At 49.9% G+C, this 19,812-nt stretch carries 10 protein-coding genes and 2 pseudogenes; 3 read left to right on the forward strand and 9 right to left on the reverse strand.

What is annotated here, in order from left to right:
- Positions 1–86: 86 nt before the first annotated feature.
- The 3 genes from K3T82_RS00125 to K3T82_RS00130 form a co-directional block, all read right to left on the reverse strand.
- Positions 87–1,595 carry a serine/threonine protein kinase gene (locus K3T82_RS00125; RefSeq protein WP_307810674.1) on the reverse strand — a complete coding sequence of 503 codons (1,509 nt, stop codon included), beginning with the start codon at positions 1,593–1,595 and terminating at the stop codon, positions 87–89.
- 1,368 nt (positions 1,596–2,963) lie between these two features.
- Positions 2,964–3,098, reverse strand: a complete 135-nt coding sequence (locus K3T82_RS48885) for a hypothetical protein (RefSeq protein WP_268886602.1) — start codon at positions 3,096–3,098, stop codon at positions 2,964–2,966.
- A gap of 746 nt (positions 3,099–3,844) precedes the next feature.
- A complete protein-coding gene (locus K3T82_RS00130) occupies positions 3,845–4,294 on the reverse strand; it encodes a YbhB/YbcL family Raf kinase inhibitor-like protein (RefSeq protein ID WP_236030886.1) in 450 nt (149 codons plus the stop codon).
- 1,943 nt (positions 4,295–6,237) lie between these two features.
- On the opposite strand from K3T82_RS00130, the gene K3T82_RS00135 reads away from it, so the two are divergent.
- Complete coding sequence (locus K3T82_RS00135; protein ID WP_220191488.1) at positions 6,238–6,945, forward strand: hypothetical protein; 708 nt, start codon at positions 6,238–6,240, stop codon at positions 6,943–6,945.
- 516 nt (positions 6,946–7,461) lie between these two features.
- On the opposite strand, the pseudogene K3T82_RS00140 reads toward K3T82_RS00135, so the two are convergent.
- Positions 7,462–8,316, reverse strand: a pseudogene (locus K3T82_RS00140) (SDR family NAD(P)-dependent oxidoreductase).
- Positions 8,317–8,393: 77 nt separating this feature from the next.
- On the reverse strand, positions 8,394–9,260 hold the full coding sequence (locus K3T82_RS00150) for an SDR family oxidoreductase (protein WP_220191491.1): 867 nt from the start codon (positions 9,258–9,260) through the stop codon (positions 8,394–8,396).
- Positions 9,261–9,514: 254 nt separating this feature from the next.
- Here K3T82_RS00150 and K3T82_RS00155 point away from each other — a divergent pair.
- Positions 9,515–10,335 (forward strand): annotated as a pseudogene (locus K3T82_RS00155) (IS6 family transposase).
- Positions 10,336–10,812: 477 nt separating this feature from the next.
- On the opposite strand, the gene K3T82_RS00160 reads toward K3T82_RS00155, so the two are convergent.
- On the reverse strand, positions 10,813–11,877 hold the full coding sequence (locus K3T82_RS00160; RefSeq protein WP_220191492.1) for a sensor histidine kinase: 1,065 nt from the start codon (positions 11,875–11,877) through the stop codon (positions 10,813–10,815).
- A gap of 720 nt (positions 11,878–12,597) precedes the next feature.
- Positions 12,598–12,912, reverse strand: a complete 315-nt coding sequence (locus K3T82_RS00165; RefSeq protein ID WP_220191493.1) for a hypothetical protein — start codon at positions 12,910–12,912, stop codon at positions 12,598–12,600.
- A gap of 1,432 nt (positions 12,913–14,344) precedes the next feature.
- Between K3T82_RS00165 and K3T82_RS00170 the strand changes: the two genes are divergently transcribed.
- The gene (locus K3T82_RS00170) at positions 14,345–16,909 is read left to right on the forward strand and encodes a PAS domain-containing sensor histidine kinase (RefSeq protein WP_220191494.1); all 2,565 of its coding nucleotides are present in this window, start codon (positions 14,345–14,347) and stop codon (positions 16,907–16,909) included.
- Between the two features lie 487 nt (positions 16,910–17,396).
- On the opposite strand, the gene K3T82_RS00175 is transcribed toward K3T82_RS00170, so the two are convergent.
- Entirely contained in the window at positions 17,397–19,172 is a 1,776-nt protein-coding gene (locus K3T82_RS00175; protein ID WP_220191495.1) for an FAD-dependent monooxygenase, read from the reverse strand.
- Between the two features lie 88 nt (positions 19,173–19,260).
- A complete protein-coding gene (locus K3T82_RS00180) occupies positions 19,261–19,761 on the reverse strand; it encodes a hypothetical protein (protein ID WP_220191496.1) in 501 nt (166 codons plus the stop codon).
- Between the last annotated feature and the right edge of the window lie 51 nt (positions 19,762–19,812).

Below are 19,812 nucleotides of genomic sequence, written 5' to 3' on the forward strand. Positions count from 1 at the left end.
CAAAGCTATGCTGTCTTCGTGAGAACTTCCAGACCTTTTCTTGATCAGTCTGTTCAAGACATTTTCTCGTAAAGACTTGACAAATTTTATGGCTTCTGTAGTGTTTCGCGTTGCGCGAGGTTTTTACGTTTTTTTCCCATTCTTTCCGCTTGAGACTTCGCGCGTGTGCTGCCAGGCTTCTTCGTGGCACTCACCCTGCCAGCGGTAGCCTTTGTTTGCTTCTCTCCCACAGAGGTTTTCCTGGACTTCGATGCCGGATCTTTTTTTCTTATTGCTTTTTTCTCTGGCGGAAGCATTTCTGCCTTAACTGTATCTGAATTTTTCTGAGTTGTCTTTGCCAGGCTTGCCGATTTCCTGGTAGGCTTTTTCTCTTCTGTTGGATCAGCCTTCTTCCTCTCCACTTCCCGAATAACTTTCGCTTTTACAGATGCTGTTCTGACTGCTTTGGAAGAACCTGCCTTCTCTGTAGTCGTCGCCTTCGTTGTTCGACGTTTGCGGGAGGCTGCTGGAATTGGCCCTTCATCTTCTGGCGTCACAATCTCGGTCTTTTCATTATAAATTGCAGAATCTCTCTCTCCTCTACTCATTGGATCTTTCAAGATAAAAGGCGCCTGCAGGGAGGGTCTCCTGGACTGTAATGCAGTGGTGAGTGCTTCCAAAAAGCTGGGGATATCCTTATAGCGGTCAGAGTATTTTTTCGCGATCGCTTTGAAAATGATTTCATCCACCTGAGGGGATAGGCTCGCATGAACCTGCGTGGGAGCAAGAGGTCGCTCATACAGATGGGCGTGCATCCATGTACTCTGATCCTCTCCGCGATAGGGGCGTCTTCCTGTAAGCAACTCATAGGTGAGACAACCCAGCGCGTACTGATCGCTTTCCTTGCGTACTTTTCCGTGAAATTGTTCTGGAGCCATATAGGCAAAGGTTCCTCCCAGGCTTTGTACTGCCGCATTTCCTCTGCTTAACACTCTGGCAATATCAAAATCGGCCAGAACCGTTTGCTTCTCTGTCCGGAAGAGGATGTTTTCAGGTTTGATATCACTATGCACAATATTCTGTTGATGCGCAAAGTGCAATGCCTCACCAACTTGCCTGAGCACGACAAGTGTTTCGTCCATCGACCATGAAGAAGCTGGCCGGCGATTGAGTTTGCTCCGAAGGGAGCCATGTGCAGCAAATTCCGTAATGATGTATGGAAGTCCCGCATAGATATTCGCATCAATCAGCGGAAGAATATGGGGATGCTCTAACTTCGCTAGTACATAGGCTTCGCGAAAGAAATCCTCCTGATCGCTTTCAACAGAGAAATGGGCTGTATAGAGGACTTTAAGTGCAACGAGACGGGTGGTTAAAATACGGTGAACAGCCTGATAGATAATAGCAGACTCGCCATGTGAAATCTCGGCCAGGAGACGATAATTACCAATGTCCTGACCCACACGCATGATCATAAGAAAACCTCTCAAGAGATTGTCCGTGCCCAGACAGCCCTTCCTGGACAAACAAATCTGGACACCTAAACGCTTATTATACTCTTTTTGAGTGAGGTCTTGATAGATGGCGCCATTTGCGGTGAAATGTTGGCGCCCCATCGCAACTGTCGTGAGCTGGAGGGTTGGGACAGAGACGCAGATGAGGGCTGTGTTGCAAAAATGGAGAGGGGAACACAAAGGATGGGGCTTCGGGGCTTCACCATTGTGCTGCTGTGTTTTAAATGGTCACTCCGAATAATTCTGCAATAAATGTCGCTTGCCCTAAGCCGTCTCCTTTGCGCACTCCTTGCATTTGTCCAATTCTTATCATACATGCGTATTGCTAAATCAATAAGATAACTTTCACTCTCCTTTTTCAGAAAGGGCAAAACGTACATCCTTTTACTTCCCCACGATCATCTCCGCTGTTTTCTCACTCACCATGATCATCCCCTTCTCTTGTCCTTGTCCCAATCGGGCTTGCGCTTCCTCAATCGCTTTGCAGAGACCCTCATGATTTCTGAGTGCTTCTAACGAGGTCTCTTCCCAAAAGCCATCTTCATGTCCCAGCGTATACCCTCCTTCATACCAATCAAACCAACAGTCATAGATCTACTCTTTCGTCACCACCCATCCTGAAAACGCCGAGATCTCACCCGAATACAAGCTTCCTGGAAGATTCCCTCCTTCTGGCGCATTCATGAACCACTTCATAGTCCGTGATCCCAGCGCAGCCGCGATAAGCAAGTGGATCAGAATAACTACATGCATCTACAAGACTGGCAAATAACCAAGGAAGAGATGAAAGAACCCCATACTCATATGATCGATGATGCTCGTGGCAATTACGGTCACTGGAATGGTCACCAGCGCACTGACAAATGCCGCTATTACCACTATAACCAAACCATCGCGCATATATCTTGTTTGGCGTGCGAACCAATAAGCGCAGGCGCTGTATCCCAGCATCACCATCGGATATAACCAAGCGTTCCTAGCCATTGGGACCAATTATTTAGATCACTGTTGGAGAAGCCTCCTCCGGTAATAAACAGGTACAGCCCCCACGAAAAGGCCATCCAGCCAAAAAGAACACCGAAAAAGACCCAGTTGCCCTGAGCGAGCCAGACACCAAACCAGATCCCAGCATGACAGCAATCAGAAACGTGACGAACCAGGACAATTTGGGAATGCGTTGAAACATACTTTTTCTCCAGGTTTTAGCGTTTTTTGAGGAATAGGAATCTCATGGATAGGGAAAATATACTTCATCAAGGTGAAGACTGTGTGGGGCAAATGACCCATAGCAAGAAAATGTTGGTCATTTGTCCGGATAAATGTGGTGTCAGTGCAACCATTGGCATCCCTCCAGGAGCGCGAACCATGGATTCATGAGAACGGTGAAATCTTTCGGCATTCGGGAACTCCATTAAGTTATCAGGCAGAAATGGCAGCCTTAGGAAAGATTTCTTGTCGTTCCCGACTTCCCTACGACTGCTGCTCTCGGAAGGTTTGGAGGATCGCCTCCATAGTTCTTTCATTGGCCTGAAATTGCTCTGGTGGCGTGTTAAACGCGATCCGGTAGGGACGGAAATAGTTAGCATACGCAACTTCCACCTTCATCGCCAATACTTGAGAGGATGGAAGATCAACAATGGCAGTTGACCACGTCAGTTAATGAATGGTTATTTTGCTTTCACGCTCTATCTTGCCCCACTGAACCAGAAGATCCTGCTGGATTGTGAGAAGTAACGTCAGCAAAAATAGCATGCAAAATGGCGGCTATACGAAAGTGCCAATAACGGCCACTCCACCGGTGTAATCTTTGTTATCTGGTCCTTTAGCTGGCTCACCCTTTCCTTTCGCATACTTCCTCGATGATTTACTCTTCTTCTTTCCCCTCTCTCTACGAAGCGTCAGCATACAGAGTTATAGATGCCAACATCAACCTGCATACCCAAGCACTTAAGCACTCTCATGCCTCGTATCCCATGCTTTCTGCTCCAAAAACACCAGTCAAGGTGCATTACCATACCATCGCCCATATGATGGTCCTCTCTCAACCTCACACTCGTATTCACCATCATGCCATTCATTTGCCTGAGTGCAGCCGCCTGAGATACGCAGACGTCGCGCAACACAAACTCAGCCTGAAGCGGAACCATGTAGCGGCGAAGCTAGCCGCCATACAGGCGGTGTTGGCAACTACTTTTCAGAACAAGCTGTTGACTGTGCTTTTCACTGGAGAAGATGTGGTGTAGTTTTGGAATGCATGGGCAGAGAAGAGGATGTGTTGCTCAATTCTGAGGCCTTCAAGAAGCGCTCTGCAGAAGCTAGAAACAGCAGCAGGAGAGATGAAGAAAATCTCTTCACGTTGTATGCTTTCTCGCATATGTTCCCACTAATTCAGCTGTTGCAAGCACGTGATCCTTCAATTTCGCCAATACATCCTCTTTTCTAGCACCTTGTGGTAATGCTAACTGTGTATCGAGGGCAAAGAGCCGAAAGACATAGCGATGCGTGCCAGAAGGCGGGCATGGTCCTTTATAGCCACGGGTACCAAAATCGTTGACGCCCTCAACACCATCGAGAAGGGCCTCCTGTTCCAGGATGTGCTGCGTTGAAGGGGGAAGATCATACAGGAGCCAATGTGTAAACACTTTTGACGGTGCATCTGGATCTTCAACCACCAGAGTCAGGCTTCGTGCTTCCTTTGGCACATCGGAAATAGTAAGAGGAGGGCGGTGATTCGCTCCATCACAGGTATACTGAACTGGAATCAGTTGACCATGTTGAAAGGCAGGACTGATGAGTTTCATAGGAGCCTCCTTGTTTCCTGGTGCTGGACTCGAAGCGGCAAACACTACTGTACAGGTGCTCACGAAGAAGAGCGCCCAGAGAATACTACTAATAAGGAGGATAGATGCGTATTTCCTGGTGGCAGAAGTAGTTCTGATGAACGTTTTCTTCTGACGCCCCCCCTCCCTCCATGCTGATAGGCATCCTCTCGCTAATGGAGGCAGGGTTGCAGAAACACACAAGCTGCTCTGTTCCATCTTTCTCCTTCCTCTTTACCCTTCTACACACTCTCTACCAGCGAACAGATACAGCAGCCACAAGGGTGATGAGTAACGTTCTGGCTCCAGGTCGAAAGAACGCACTGATCCCTCAAGCTGCGACGCCCTCGCTTCTCCCCACTCACATGCTGCACCAATCGCTCACATTCACGAGTTCCAAACAGGCCTCTTGAGCATCCACTCTTCTTCTCACGCTCGTCTCGTCTAACGAGTAACACCCTCACAGAGAGCGCACTCTCTCAGTGTTTCTTGAAACACCAATGATGCCTACCAGCTTCGTTGACCATCAGCATCCGTGAAGCATATGCGACGACGTCGGTGACTTCGTAGCAAAATGTACGCGTCACGCCCGAACTCCATGCTTTTCTCAAAGCCCTGGCCCAGGCCCTCCGTCTCCCTGCTCCTGCAGGGCGTCTCACCTACCGACCTCCCGCGCCAGTATCACAAGATGATCTTCCATATCGTGCAGTTGGGACCCTATGTGCGCTCTCGCTGGTGCGAAGACGCTCATACATACACCATCAGCCTCGGCCTCCTCAACGACTCTCCCCCCTTCCCCTTCACCCCTCAGGGCTTCTAACGCGGCTGCGAGCATACGAGAGGATCAGAGAACGAACACGCCGGCGCTCCTTGACGCAGATCTTCCCCGGGTTGCTCCAACTCCTACCGAAACATCACACGCACCAGGCTGGGCAGCCACAACTCACGCGCTGCCCAGCCTCTTACGCACCTGGCTCACAACATTTCACAAAATTTTTTTCTCACAAGCAGGTGGCAACACTCCTTATCACTGCCATGCAGGGCGTCCCATCATCCAGGCAGAACCGAGCAAGAGGCATTGCAGGATTCACACCCCGGCCACCTGGCACCACACGGCAAGACCAGGCGTTTCTTGTGCATTTCAAAACGCACGAGAAACGCACAGAACATGCCTCCTCCTCCTGTTCTACTCCCCCTGCCCTCTCCTGCCAGTGACACACACACGCCTGGAGAAGCTGTAGATGATCCTCCCACACATCGCTTTTTACGTACCAGGCTCACAACTTTTGCAAAAATTTTCCCACCACCACACAGATCTCACCAAACCCATCAACGCGACGGCTCCAGACCCGCGTCAAGCGCCAACTCACACAATAGCGTCTCATATCGCCCATATCGATGAGCTCTGCACCTTCCTTGACCCACGCATCTCTGCGGATGTCACCATTCCCTGATCATCTAACGAAAATGGGAAAATGGGAAAATCGCCTCTTTTATGCAAACTGACCGGGAGGTGACCGGTTTCTGTCCTAGTCAAAGCATCCCATTCCTTCTATACTTGATTTATTACCTTTTGAGGTCTTAACTGCAATATTAGACAATTAATTACAACTATTATCAAATAATGACAAAAGCGGTAGTTTGTTAGCAAGATTTTTTTCATTCGATACTCATCAAATAGTAGTAATCTGAGCTCAAATTGTTCAAGATATCTACTTGGGATGAGAAGCAAATCCCCAAGTCAACAAACGAGCAATAGAGCAGTGCTCACAAAGATTGAGCCATAGGGTTGTTTGCAAATTAGGGTATTTTGATTCTATTTTCCCATTGGCAGAGAGAATTGCATTTAGAGTAATGGGCTAGAAAAACAGAAAATATTACATTTTATGCAAGCAGGCAGGATTGACCTGTGAGGAGATGTGAGTATGCCCCCCTCAGAGCAACAGCCAGTAGCGAACGTTGATCGACCTGTACGCTCCATTAATTCACGCGTGCAGATTGTATTACTGGCGATTGGTGGAACCGTGATCTATGGCGTTCTTCAGGATCAGATGACCGCCCATATCTGTGTTGAATATTTTACGATTGGTCACTACGATTATTGGGGTCTACAAGATCCGACGCTGCTCGCCTTTGAATGGGGGGTGATCGCAACGTGGTGGGTTGGGCTCTTCCTGGGTATGGCGTTGATGATAAGCGCACAAGTTGGTCGTAGTAGACCTCCGCTCACGGCTCGTAATCTGCTATGGCCGGTGCTCGTGCTGCTCGCGATCACGGGAATTATTGCATTCGTGGCAGGTGTGACAGGGTACGCTCTGGCTCAAAATGGTGCGGTCTACCTCGTTGGGTTACTGGCCACATTAGTACCAGAGGCAAAACATAACACCTTCTTAGCCGATTTATGGGCACACAATGCCGCCTATTTTGTGGGCATTATCGGAGGCATTATAGTCTGTATCAGATCGTGGCAGAAACGAGGAAGGCTCCGAGGTATACAATCTCGCAAAAGCCGAAGGAACGGAGAGAGCAGCGCTTCTCCCCTTTGGGAGAGGATTGTCCTCTTTGCTCTTGTGATACTTGGCGGTGTGAGCCTTGCTTGCGGGATACTCTTTCTTCTTGCCGTGAATGTTTAGTGGTACTTTGCCGATAAGAAAAATCTCATCCGCTAATGACAGATGGCATCTGGGCATTCCTCGATAGAATGCATGCATCTTGATATGAAAATAAAAGAATGTGTGGAATGAGAACCAGTGAATCTGTGGTGCTCCCGCTGCATGAGCACATCCAGGCCATACATGAGGAGGCAACCCTCTTTTATGAATCTCTGAATGTTGGGATTCACAAGATGTACTCCATTATAACGTAATTGGACTTCTTAATACAAAAAGTTGTGGGGCACCCTAAGCTGACAAGCTGACAGCTTATGTAACGGGACCACATCGAGAAGTCAGCAATACAGAGAGGTACTCGCCACAAAGTGGAGTGCCTCTCTGTATCCCCTTAGAGTATTGTATTCTCATCTCGCATATCTCTTAAGCGGGAAGCGCTGACATGGATATTAAGAAAATGGTGAATACATAGTGAGAGAGCTAGCTCCCCGTAAAACGTAAGAACTGCTCAGCATGGTACACTTCAGACAGGGAAAGGATTCAGTCACCCTGCGAAGCGAATGTACTTCCCAATCCAGTCAATTGTTCGCTGATCTGGCGGAGACTGCGGCGTGCAGTCGGATCATAAGCTTGGGGATGTGCTCGCGCTTGCTGTAACTGATCGAAGTATTGGCCAGTAACCGTGTCTAATGTTGGCGAAGTTGCCAAGTGCATAACAGAGCGAAGCCCTTCTTCAACTGTACTTTGAGTAAAAGGTATCGACTCACGAACCATTTTGGTGTTCATAAGCGAGGCCGGATGTACGCAATTGACAGTAATATGCTCACCTTTCAACAGATCAGCCAGATCAAGGGTAAACATCATCAGAGCGAGTTTACTACGTCGATAGGCATCGAGACCATTATAGCGGCGCTCAAGCATAAGGTCGTCAAAATCCAGCGCGCTCTGCCCAACTGATCCAATGTGAATGATACGCGAAGGCTGACTCATACGCAGTGCAGGCAAAAGCAGGTGTGTAAGTAAGAAGGGAGCAAGATAGTTGACCGCGAACCGAAGCTCATATCCATCTCGGCTGAGTTCTCTCTTCCCACCAATAAATTTCCCCCCTCCCACTCCAGCATTGTTAATGAGCATATCTAACTGTCGATGCCGCACTTATACTTGCTCAGCTAATTGACGAATCTCAACCAAATCAGCCAGATCGGCCAGATAGGGTTCTAACGATGTATTTCCTGTGAGATTTTGTATTTCTCTTCTTGTCCTCTCAAGCCGTTGCGGATCTCTGCCATGCAACAACAAGGTTGCGCCTTGTCTAGCCAGCGCAATAGCTGTCTGTTTCCCAAGGCCATCTGTTGATCCGGTAATCAGGATTATTTGTTGTGTGGGAGGTTTCATAGTTGATTCTCTTTTCAGCAATAGGTATATCGTAGTATGAGAGTCTGCTGGTTCGCGCTCTTGCAACTGAGCGAGAACTAATTGGTTGCTACGCCCAATGCTCTCAGCAATAGCCCATCACGCATACGGTCCGGCAACAAACGCAGCAAACTTATCATTCCAGTACCACGCCCAGCAAGGTAGCGCGTCTTCGGATGGCGAGAAATCAACGCGTGAGCAATGCTCGTTCCTACCACATCAGGAGAATCCATGTATTGATTCGCGGAAGCTTTCGCTACTGCGTCTAGTGCTGGCGCATACAGCTTGAGAAGTTCTCCAGGCAATCCCTGCCTAAACTGTTGTGCGCTAACAGCGGACTTCTTAAAGATCTCTGTTCGCATCGCCCCTGGTTCAACAATAGAGACCGATATCTTAAAAGGACGAAGTTCGCTACGCAGCGCATCAGTCATAAACTCTAACGCGGCTTTAGAGGCAGAAAGCACCCCTAGGTAGGGAAAAGCCACTTGCCCTGTTGGAGCACTAATATTGACGATATGCCCTTGAGCTTTGCGTAACAGAGGCAAAAACACTTGTGTAACCGCAATATGTCCAATCACATTCACGTCGAATTGTTTGCGCACCTCCTTAATTGGAACCAATTCAATGGGTCCTTCAACAATCATCCCAGCATTATTCACCAGTCCATATAGTCCTTTCTCCCCAACAGCCTCGGAGATAGTTTCTACGGCTTGAATAATGGAAGCTTCGTCAGTAATGTCGAGTTCCACAGGAGTGATTTGGGCAGAAATTTCTCGTTGAAGCCTCTCACCATCAGAAAATTTCCTTACCCCTGCAAAGATCTGAAAGCCTAAATTATCAAGCTGACGCGCCGTCGCCGTCCCAATCCCCCCGGCGGCACCAGTAATTAGAACCGCTTTTCGCTGTGCCTGAGTCATTGTCACCATAGAGATAGATTCCTTTCTCTGAACAAGCAGATGAATTGCTTCTTCATCTCGCTTTTAACATCGATACGATACGTATCGTATTAATAATTATAATGGATTAAATATATCCGATACGTATCGTATATGTCAAGCATTTATTCTCAGTTGCAACCAGATCAATGCACGGGTTCTGTCAGAATTCAGAGAAAGGCTTGTCCTAGCAATTGTTGACAAGGTATGTTGAGAACAACAACTCATCTGAGAAGAAGTGATCCATGAACTGCCCACATTGCACCTCAGCCAGCACCAACGAACAAACCCAGAAGACCATGCTCGGCTATCACATGCTCCGTTGCCTTGCATACAAGCGCCTCTTCAACGAACGCACAGGAACGCTGTTCAACTTTCTGGAATATCCACTGATGTTGTTCTCCTGGTTGTCCTGTGGCGGCTTCGGTATAAGTTGAGCCTGCGGTATCTGGCCAAAATGTTTCTGGAGAGCAACTGGGAATTCACTCACGAGGCGGTTCGGGAGTGGGAAACGCGGTTTGCTCCACTTCTTGCAGAGCAGTTGCGAACCAAACTACGTGGGCAAGCAGAGTGGTCGTGGTACGTGGATGAAACGTATGTGAAAGTCAAAGGAAAATGGTGCTACCTCTATCGAGCCATTGATACCGATGGCAATCTGGTTAATTCGCGCCTGAACGAGAAACGGGATATGGAGGCAGCTCAACAGTTTTTCAAGCAGGCTCTCGCCGTTGTTGGCCATACACCAGAACAAGTGGCAACGGATGGGTACGCCTCCTACCCGCGAGCAGTGCGTGAAACGCTGGGCAACCAGGTGCTCCATCGGACCAACAAATATCTCAATAATCGCTTGGAGCAAGATCATCGTGGGATCAAACAGCAATATTATTCAATGTGTAGGTTTGGAAGCTTCACATCAGCATCACGCTTCTACTCTGCCTTCGATGAATTACGCGACCATCTGCGCCCTCGTTACATCGTCGGGAAGGCAATGTCACTCACAGAACAACGACCGGTATTTTGTGAAAGACTTGCGATCCGGAAACTGCTCATGAGAACAGCATCATAACCAGCAGATTATGGTTGAGGAGCTTTAAGTCTCCACATTCTCAATTCTGACAGAAAGTGGCGCTGCGCCCCTACCAACGCTTTCCCAAACCAGGAGGCTACCAGATCCAAGCAAAGATTCCCCTCGTCGATCCCACGCGGCTCCTCTTACAAGACACACCTCACCTCTTCCGTCAGGCTTCCCCCTTCCTCATGCACCTGGTTCACTTGTTGCAGTACCTCTGAAATTGTTCCTGCTTCCATCACATGACTCCTCCTCGAACGCTCACTACAATATCCATTCACCGCACATCTCACGCGCGTTCACGCCTGTTTCACCATGCTATTCACCACTCTTCACAATTGTCGATTGGATGCTCATCCCCCGCCTTGCAAACATTTCAAGAGAGCGGCATCTTGCACTTCACCTCTATCTCTAGAGGTGGGTGAGAACAGGCATTTATGCATGTGGTATCTGACGCATGGACAAGTTCTGAGGTTATGGCTCTGCTTGCAAAGGAATGTGCACAAAAAATGTGGTGCCTTCTCCCTCCAGGGATTTTACCCATATTCGTCCACCATGTCGCTCAACAATTGCTTTACTCACTGTGAGCCCCAAGCCCCAACCTTCTCTAAACTGGGCTTCAGCGCAAGAAGCCCGATAAAACGGGTCGAAAATATGGGCTTGTTGCTCTTGGGAAAGAGCAGGACCTTCATTATGCACTTGGAAAAGCATATAATGAGGGGTCATATCCACGCAGACATGGATCGTCGTGTCTACTAATGCATAATGAACGGCATTGCCCACCAGATTCACCACAACCAGGGCAAGCCGTTTGTCATCGGCTTGAATAACAACAGGATCACAAGGAAGCTGCAACTCAATCTGGCGATTTGAGCCTATTCGTTGGTTCTCAACAACCTCACGGCAAAGATTCCCAAAATCGCAGCGAGAGAACTGCAAACGTTGCTCGTCAGTATGGAAACGACTAATCTCAATTAAATCTTCAATCAGTGCCTGTAAAACTCGTGCGCGCGCTTCAACTTTCTCAAAATGCCGAATAGAGAGAAAAACTTCTTCCTCTCTATATTTCGTTTTGCGCAGGCGACGCAAAGCCAATTGAGCTTCTCCTAGTATGGTGGTGAGAGGAGTACGTAACTCATGAGCCGCACGCATCATAAAATAATCCTTGAGATGATTCGCTCGCTCCAGTTCCTGGTTGATTTGCTCAAGATGTCGGTTAGCTGTTGCGAGTTCCTGAGCATAGGTACTCACTTTTTGCTCTGCTGAATACATACGCCAATATTTCACCACGTTCTGGCCTGCAAGGATTGCTAATATGACTTGGGCGCCCACGAACGGTCCAAGTGTCCTCACTGCAGTTACAAAATTCATCCGCAGTATGCCCAATTGAGGGAAGACAATGAGGATAAAAGCAAGTAAGCCAACAAGAGAAGTGACGAGCGCAGGGCTCACGCCCCACACAAAACCCACTATGACAGATGCCAAGCATAGAGGGACCCACATAAAATGAACACTTGGGATAAGAAGGGCAAAATACACTGCGAAACACGTGAGGAGAAAACCGAGGAGATACCCACAAATAGGTAAGCGCCACCTCGGCAGAGAAGGAGTCGCATTGTGGTGGTGAAAATGTAAGCTTATGTTCCTCATGAGTATCATACCCCTGACGACCTACCAATCGCTTGCTTCATAGCTACAGAGAAACAATGAGTAGAGCCGGAATATTACACTTTCATCCTACACCTAAGAGCAAGGAGTTGTGTTTCTTGCCACAAACCACTTCGGATGACGTTTCAGGAGAGCATATCTAATGCAGAGTTACCATCCAGGCAACGCAAGCTACATCTACCGTGACGAGAAAAGTCCTTTCCATTTCATTCCTGCTTCTCAATTGGATGAGCAGGTGTGCAGGATCTGCGTGAGGTTCTTACCCATTCTGAGAGTATTGCTCAGGCACTCCAATATGCTCAAGCAAGATGCTTGATTCCACAGCAATTACAAGTTCGGCGCGAGCATCTGCGCAAAGCGCGGGCGCGCTTGGAACACCAGCGGGAGCGATTTACCAATGTATATCTCGCTAATGTGCTCCCCTGAGAAGAGTACCTCAGCGAGATATCGGGAGCTAGAGCAACACTGAGCAAGGTTCTCTAACTTGAAGCACATGTGGGACACTATAACACGTTGACTGCTCAGGTCCAGTCCATTGAGGCATTTTGCCAGCAGGTACAGCTTGGCAACGAAAACAGATCGGGCGCATCTTCACGCTTCTGCTTCCTGCGTTTCCGCATGGCCCCAGGGGAAAGCGGTCGGCTCCTCAGCAATGTGGATCATCTCCGTGATGGGTTCAGGCTTGCGGTTGAAGGAGGGCTTGATCTCCAGGCGCGCATGATGCGCCTTGATCTCCTCCTCATGCGTTTCGAGATAGGCATTGATCGCCTCCTTACGCCCACCGACCAGCTTCTGGATCGCAAGCGTCGTAATATACCAGCGCTCCCACGAGGGGAAAGATGATGGACGGCCAATAGTTGAGCAAGAACGAAATGGCCAGGGCGATAGAAACCGGCAATTGCTCAACGCCGTAGGTGAGCTCCATACTGGCCGCGAACCCTTGTGCGCGACTGCCAAGCGTGGAGAGGAATGACGCCCACTGATAGAGGGAGAGAATCCTCTTTGGAGTCCAGTTGCTGGAAATCATGACCGGAATGCCCTTCGATCGATTGGTCTGCGCTTTCTTGGAAAGGATACTGCCCCTCTTTTCCAGGATATCCTTTCTTGGTTGTTGTTTCCTCCTTTTTCTTGTTCGAGATGGGTGTGATGCGTTGTTGTTGACTGATGTGTTTTGTTGCTACACTGCTGCTGAGGAAGAAGTCCTCTCCTCGCGCGAGATGTTTGCAAGGAAGTCTCGTGAACCCTTTAGGCAGGGTGATTACTTGACTCCTAAGTGAGAAGTCCGCGCGCATCGCAGCAGGACAGAGATGCCTCACTTATGAGAAGAGCAACCCCGACTAAGGAGAAGGCGTGAATGCCCCTTTCGCGTAGAGCAGGTACGCCTGATAGGGACAAAAGTGCTGATAGTAATTTATACTTTACCGTATTTGCTTGCCTGATGCGAATGGTGGCTGTCCCTATAGACTCCCAAATTCCCTGAAGAATTGAGTCTGGGAGAAGAAGTTGACGGAGGAACCACACAAGGTGAGCTGAACGAGGAACGTGCTGTAGCCGATAACATGTATTACATTTATTTGGCAGGTTCCGCGTGTGCCAACAATTCAGGATGGATATAAAACCCATAGTCTCCAATACTGTATGATTTGAGTTTGAGATACTTAAGAGCTGATCAAGGTACAAACTCCTTTGTACCTTGATCAGCTCTTCAAGCGGCTTGAGAGAGTGGCATTCGGAAAGATGGCAGACTTTTTCTCTCTCCAATTGGTAGGCTTTTGTGAAATTGGTAGACCTTTTTAGCTGGTAGTAGGTTCTTCCAGAAGATGCCTCTGTACCATCAATTTGTCCTGACTGAATTAAGAGAAACAAATGGGAGAAAAGTGACCATCGGGATATTTGCCCTTCTTTCATTAAGAAGGTATGAGCTGGTGTAGAATTGTTTTGCGCTAAAAAGCTATATTTAGATAAAAATATTTAAAAACTGTGATTGCGCTTTATAGCGTAGTTTAAGGGCCAATTGGGGAGAGCATAGAGAGATGTTGGCAGCAAATGGGGCTTTTTGTGGGTGACAGCTAAAGTTGACAGCCAAGGCGGTGGACAACAAAAGACATCCAGACTATGGGTTGGATGAAGTAGTCTGGAATGCGCACGCAGTAGACAATGGTGGACATGAGTAGACAGTTACTTGCAATTCACCAGGAACCAATCGTCCAGCTTGCTTGTTGCTTGATAATAGCGTAGTATTCAATAGCCTTCTTCTAAATGTCTTCTTGAGGTCAGAGACGGTACGCATCTTCGCTGCCAGAGATGGGTGCATGGGTAAGGGAGGTTGACCACATCTATGTCCAATAGCAAGCCAATCAAGTCTCTCACATCCGTCTCACATGAGACACCTCTCACGCTGCTTGAGACGTATCCTGGGGCCTTGTTTTTTCTCGATGAGGCTGAGAAGATTGTGTATGCCAATACAAGCACACAGACGATGCTAGGGGTCTCACCAGAGACCCTTGTTGGGAACAGCTTTTGGTGCAACGTTCCCCAACTGGTCAGCCCTTCGCTCTATCTGGCTGTCCAGAAGACGAAACAGACCCGGGCACCAACTGAAGTGGAGTATGTGTCCCCCGTGACCCAGACCTGGCTGCACGTACAACTCTCTCCAACCGTCAGGGGAATTCTGGTGCAGTTCCACAAGATGGAAGAGCCGTTGCCCAGTCGGGAGGCGTTTTTCCCCGACCAATACCACGTCACTGATATCCTGGAGAGCATGTATGTGGGAATCGGGTTTCTCACGACTGAGGGAATCTTGTTGGACATCAATGATGTTCCCTTAGCAGATGCGCAGATCCAACGTGAAGAGGTGATTGGCAAACCATTTGCTGAAACCCCCTGGTGGTCCTCTTCCCCGACGAGTCAACATCAATTACGCGCTGCCATTGCGCGAGCTAGCAGGGGGGAAACGGTGCGTTTCGAGACGCTGGTTCATCCCAGGGAAGGAATGGAGCTTTACCTTGAGGCAGTGATCATTCCCCACAAGGATAGGCACCACTCCGTCGAGTACCTCGTCTATGTCGGGACCGATATCACCGAGCGCAAGCGCGCCGAAGCAGCAATCCATGCGCTCATCGATGCTCTCCCCCAGTTGGTCTGGACTGGGCGTCCCGACGGATATGTGGATTCGTATAATCAACGCTGGTGTGATTATACTGGCATAGCTACCGAGCAAGCACAAGGAAATGGGTGGCTACAGTGCATCCATCCCGATGACCAGCAACACATCCTGGCGCTGTGGCAGGATGCTGTCCAGAACGGTAGGCCGTATGAAGCTGAACAGCGCATGCGCCAGAGCACGACCGGAGCCTACCGCTGGTTCCTGGTCAGAGCTACGCCGTTCAAGGATACTCAGGGCACCATCTTCAAATGGTTTGGCACGTGCACTGATATTCATGACAAAAAACGAGCCGAGCAGCAGCTCAAGGAAAGCCGGGAGAGCCTGCGCGTGCTCGCCGAAACGGTTCCGCAATTCGTATGGATGGTACGACCCGATGGCGCGTATGAGTACAGAAATCAGCGCTTGTACGACTACATCGGGTTCGAGCTAGAGCAGACACCAAGTGACTGGCAACGAAGCTGCCAGTTCATCCATCCTGAAGATCGTGACCGTACTCGAGAACTCTGGCAGCATGCTCTGGAGACTGGAGCCATGTTTGAGCACGAAGAGCGTCTCATAAATGCTCAGACAGGGGTGTATCGCTGGTTTTTAACGCGCGCCCTGCCGGTACGTGACGAAGCAGGCCAGATTGTCAAGTGGGTTGGCACCAGCACTGATATTGAGGAGCAAAAGCGGACGGAGGCTGCCTTACGAGCGAGTCAGGAGCGGGTGAATGCCTTAATGAACTCCAGCATTATCGGGATCTTTGTCAGCGAAGACAGCCAGATTGTCGACGTAAACGACACCTTTCTGCGCATGACGGGCTACACCCGCAAAGATCTGCGTGAAGGAGGCATCAACTGGATGCAGATAACCCCTCCTGAATATCTGGCTCGCACTGTAGAGGCCTATCAGGAACTTTACACTCGGCAGTCAATGACACCCTATGAGAAAGAGTACATATGTAAAGATGGGAGCCACCTTCCGGTGCTTGTGGGTGCGATCCTCTTAGAACACCACCCTAATCAATCAATCGGTTTTGTGCTGGATAACTCGGCGCGCAAGGAGCTGGAACAACGCAAGGATGCTTTTATCAGCATGGCGAGCCATGAACTCAAGACGCCACTCACTGCCTTAAAGATGCAGACTCAACTAGCAAGGAGGCGTCTTGAACGACAGTCCCTGCAGGAGGCTGCCACAGCGCTGGAAATGGTGGAGAAGCCCGTCAAACAACTTGAACGACTTGTCGAGGAGCTGCTAGATGTCTCCAAAATTCAGGCAGGCAAGCTCGAGTATCGGCAGGAGATGGTAGATCTCGGCGTGTTGTTGCGGGAGGTTGTCGAGACCATGCAACAAACTCATTCCAGCCATACAATTGTGGTGCGTGGTACGCTGCATAGCAGCCTGATGGGGGATCGCGACCGATTGGGACAGGTCTTCACCAATCTGCTGAGCAATGCCATCAAGTATTCCCCCGGCGCGGAGACCATTGAGATGGATCTGAGGGCCTCCGAAGATGCGGTCACGATCCGTGTGCAGGATCATGGTCTGGGTATTCCGCGTGAGCAGTGCGACAAAATCTTTGACCGGTTCTATCGGGTTGTTGGTCCCCGACAGCGAGCGATCCCTGGTCTGGGCATGGGACTCTACATTGTGGCCGAGATCGTCAAGAGCCATGGGGGAATCATCACGGTGGAGAGCGATGTCGGAAAAGGATCGACTTTTACGGTCACCTTTCCCAAAAGGGAAGATGCCTGACAGTGGCAAGCACGCTCCGCACTTTCAGAGTCAACACCCTTCATTTTATTTGTTTCCACCAGGCGTAAAGCTTCTCATTTGAAATCGGCTGTAAAGGCTCCTTTTGTTTTTTCATAGTTTCCCACTTTCATGGCAAGTATACATGTATTTCGTCTCTCCATGAAAGTGGGATAACGTCATCTGTCAATGCATCTCTCTGTGCGCAACAAACGCACATTTGATCATGTTTGCGTAGAGTTTTGATTGCTGTTCTTCTACTCCATATGCAGCACCACATTACCAATCTGTGGCTGGTTTCCCCGACCTGAAGTATCCTCTGAAGCAACACGGTAAGATCGTCGTCTTTTCCCCTCTGGTTCGTGCCGCGACTGCCTCGATGCTCATCGCATCAAAACTCTTGTGTGCTGCTATTGGATGGTTGCTGCCAGAATCGTCTCTCGCGCCTGCGAACCGCGAGATCGCCCAACTTTGTGCGAAGGTTGCCCATCTACTTGTGAGTTGCATAGTTTCCCTTGTATTCGGCTCCCTGTGTCTGTGGAAGCACAAAGATCGATCCAAGATAATCGAGCAACGCCGCCTTTCCAGGAGACAGGCTGCGAAACCCAATATAGCCATCCGGACGAACCAGGTAGAGTGCCTGTCCTCGTGCTCCATAGCGCCTATGCGCTTCCCCCTCAGGATCAAGTAAGATCTTGACACTCTCATCAAGGCCTTGTATTGGCAGGCTGGTATTGAGAATGAGCAGCGGCTTGACCTCTTCACCAACGCTGCCCAGATGGATCTTGACGTGCTGTGCCACGTCGAGAAGTGGCAGGATGGGGCTTTTGTTACGCTCAGATACTCCACCACTAAAGAGCAAAAGGTGCCAGCGGGTTCCTCGCATCTGTTGGAAGAGGCTGGTCGCATGCTGTTCAGCTGTCCGTAGATACGCTATATCTGGCGCTCGATCGCCTGCCTGTGGCGCGAAGCGAAACGCGAGCCTGTCCCATCGTGCCCGGAGGTGCTCGGACGAGAACAGGGTCTCTTGCGCTGCTGTGTCGTCGAAATGGGAGAGCGAAGAGGTGCGATAGGTGAGATCTAGCTGTGCCCCTCGCTGCGTGGCCTTGCGCTGCAGCAGAGGAAGACCCATCAAGGGCAGCACCAGACGATCACGAAGCAAACGCAGAGCCGCATTCCCTCCCAGCAACACGCCAGTATTGGCCTCCGTATCGCGTAAGAGCGCTTCTCCAATGGGTCGTCGCTCCTGCTCGTAGGTATCCAGCAGGGAGGGGGTAGCCTTGCCCTCTAGCACCAGCGCCAGCTTCCAGGCCAGGTTATAGGCATCTTGAATACCGGTATTCATCCCTAGCCCACCAGCGGGGCTATGGATATGGGCAGCATCACCAGCGAGAAAGACGCGCTCCACTCGATAGTGGGTTGCCAGGCGTTGGTTCAGCACAAACATCGACATCCAACTGGGATTGCTCATACGAGTGTGAGCTTCCCCTGTTCGCTGCTCAAACAAGTGTTGAAAGAGAGCGAGTGACGGTTCTGTCTCCTGCTCCTGGCTCATCTTCGGCGCGGCGACAACCAACTGCCACTTCCCCACCTCCTCAATGAAGGTCGCCGAGAACAAACCATCGGCATGCACCCAGATGTGTGCCGCTCCATCCCGACTGCGGTCCCAATCCATATCGACTTCGGCAATCAGCATCAGCCCAGGCAGCGTCTTGCCCTCAAAGGGAAGACCAAGCAGATGGCGTGTGGTACTCCGTCCCCCATCGCAGCCGACAACATAATGGGCACGTACCTCTGTTGTGGTATCAGGAGTCGCAACGGTCGCAATGACCCCATCTTCCTCCTGACACAGTTGCACGAGCTGCTGACGATACTCGACTGTCCCGCCTAACTCCTGCAAGTGCTCTCTCAGAAGCCGCTCGACGGTAGGTTGCTGAATAAACCACATAGCCGGGTAGGGTTCATGCTTGAGGGGGGCAAAGGCCATTTCTCCAATATACCGGTCGCCGTCGTAGAGATACCAGGGAGGCACCTCACGTCCCAGCTTCAACACGCGATCAATAATGCCCATACGATCGAACAGTTCCATCGTTCGAGGTTGCAGAGCATGAGCCCGCACAATGGTATACGGCTCCTCTCGCTGCTCGATGAGGCAACATCGCACGCCTCGTGCCATTAAAGCGCAGGCGAGCGTGACGCCGACCGGGCCGGATCCCACGATGAGAACATCGGTATCCCATTGTTGTGCATTTCTCTCCTGTTTCATGTGTTTCTTCCTTAGGTCATGTGAAATATAATCATGTGTTCGAAAAACGTTTGCCAGGGAATGTGCTAGCCTCCCCGGACACCTCACCCTACCGATTGACCTCAACAGTCAAGACCCATCCCATATAGAGCGAATAGGGCAATGCAGACAAGATCCCGGGCAAGGTCCAGGCAATCCCGCTCTCTTTGTTGAGCAACAGCAGGACTCCCCCCACCACACATGGTACCGTGATGAATTGACTCAACAGAATCATGGCAAGTCTGCCATACCATGTCTGACCTTCAGGAAACCCATCCCGATGTGCATGCTTGAACTGATGGATGGTCACAATGGCCATCACCATCCAACAGATCAAGCCGATTCCCCCAACTTCAGCCCCCAGCGCTGGAAGCGTCTGCCCTGGGATGAGCATGAATAAGGAGATGAGGAGCACTTCTACCAGTGTCAGCAGGCTCACCCAGGCTCCTCGCGAGACAATGGTTCTCTCTAACACTTTTTGTAAATTGATCGAGATTCCGACAAAAATGAGTCCGGCCAGAACCGCAGCGGCTCCTCCCGCTGTCACAAAAAAACTTTCCCACGCGCTCATACACTGCTTTCTCCCATCTCCCTGTCTCTTTTCTCGAATATTGCTCTCCGT

The sequence above is a fragment of the Ktedonospora formicarum genome (assembly GCF_016587355.1).
GTDB classification, from domain to species: Bacteria; Chloroflexota; Ktedonobacteria; order Ktedonobacterales; family Ktedonobacteraceae; genus Ktedonobacter; species Ktedonobacter formicarum.

Excerpts from the sequence above, each read along its gene's own strand:
- K3T82_RS00180 (WP_220191496.1), bottom strand. The coding sequence starts at position 19,761 with ATGAGCGCGTGGGAAAGTTTTTTTGTGACAGCGGGAGGAGCCGCTGCG.
- K3T82_RS00150 (WP_220191491.1), bottom strand. The coding sequence starts at position 9,260 with ATGGTGACAATGACTCAGGCACAGCGAAAAGCGGTTCTAATTACTGGT.
- K3T82_RS00135 (WP_220191488.1), top strand. The coding sequence starts at position 6,238 with ATGCCCCCCTCAGAGCAACAGCCAGTAGCGAACGTTGATCGACCTGTA.
- K3T82_RS00170 (WP_220191494.1), top strand. The coding sequence starts at position 14,345 with ATGTCCAATAGCAAGCCAATCAAGTCTCTCACATCCGTCTCACATGAG.
- K3T82_RS00125 (WP_307810674.1), bottom strand. The coding sequence starts at position 1,595 with ATGGGGCGCCAACATTTCACCGCAAATGGCGCCATCTATCAAGACCTC.
- K3T82_RS00175 (WP_220191495.1), bottom strand. The coding sequence starts at position 19,172 with ATGAAACAGGAGAGAAATGCACAACAATGGGATACCGATGTTCTCATC.
- K3T82_RS00130 (WP_236030886.1), bottom strand. The coding sequence starts at position 4,294 with ATGAAACTCATCAGTCCTGCCTTTCAACATGGTCAACTGATTCCAGTT.
- K3T82_RS48885 (WP_268886602.1), bottom strand. The coding sequence starts at position 3,098 with ATGAAGGTGGAAGTTGCGTATGCTAACTATTTCCGTCCCTACCGGATC.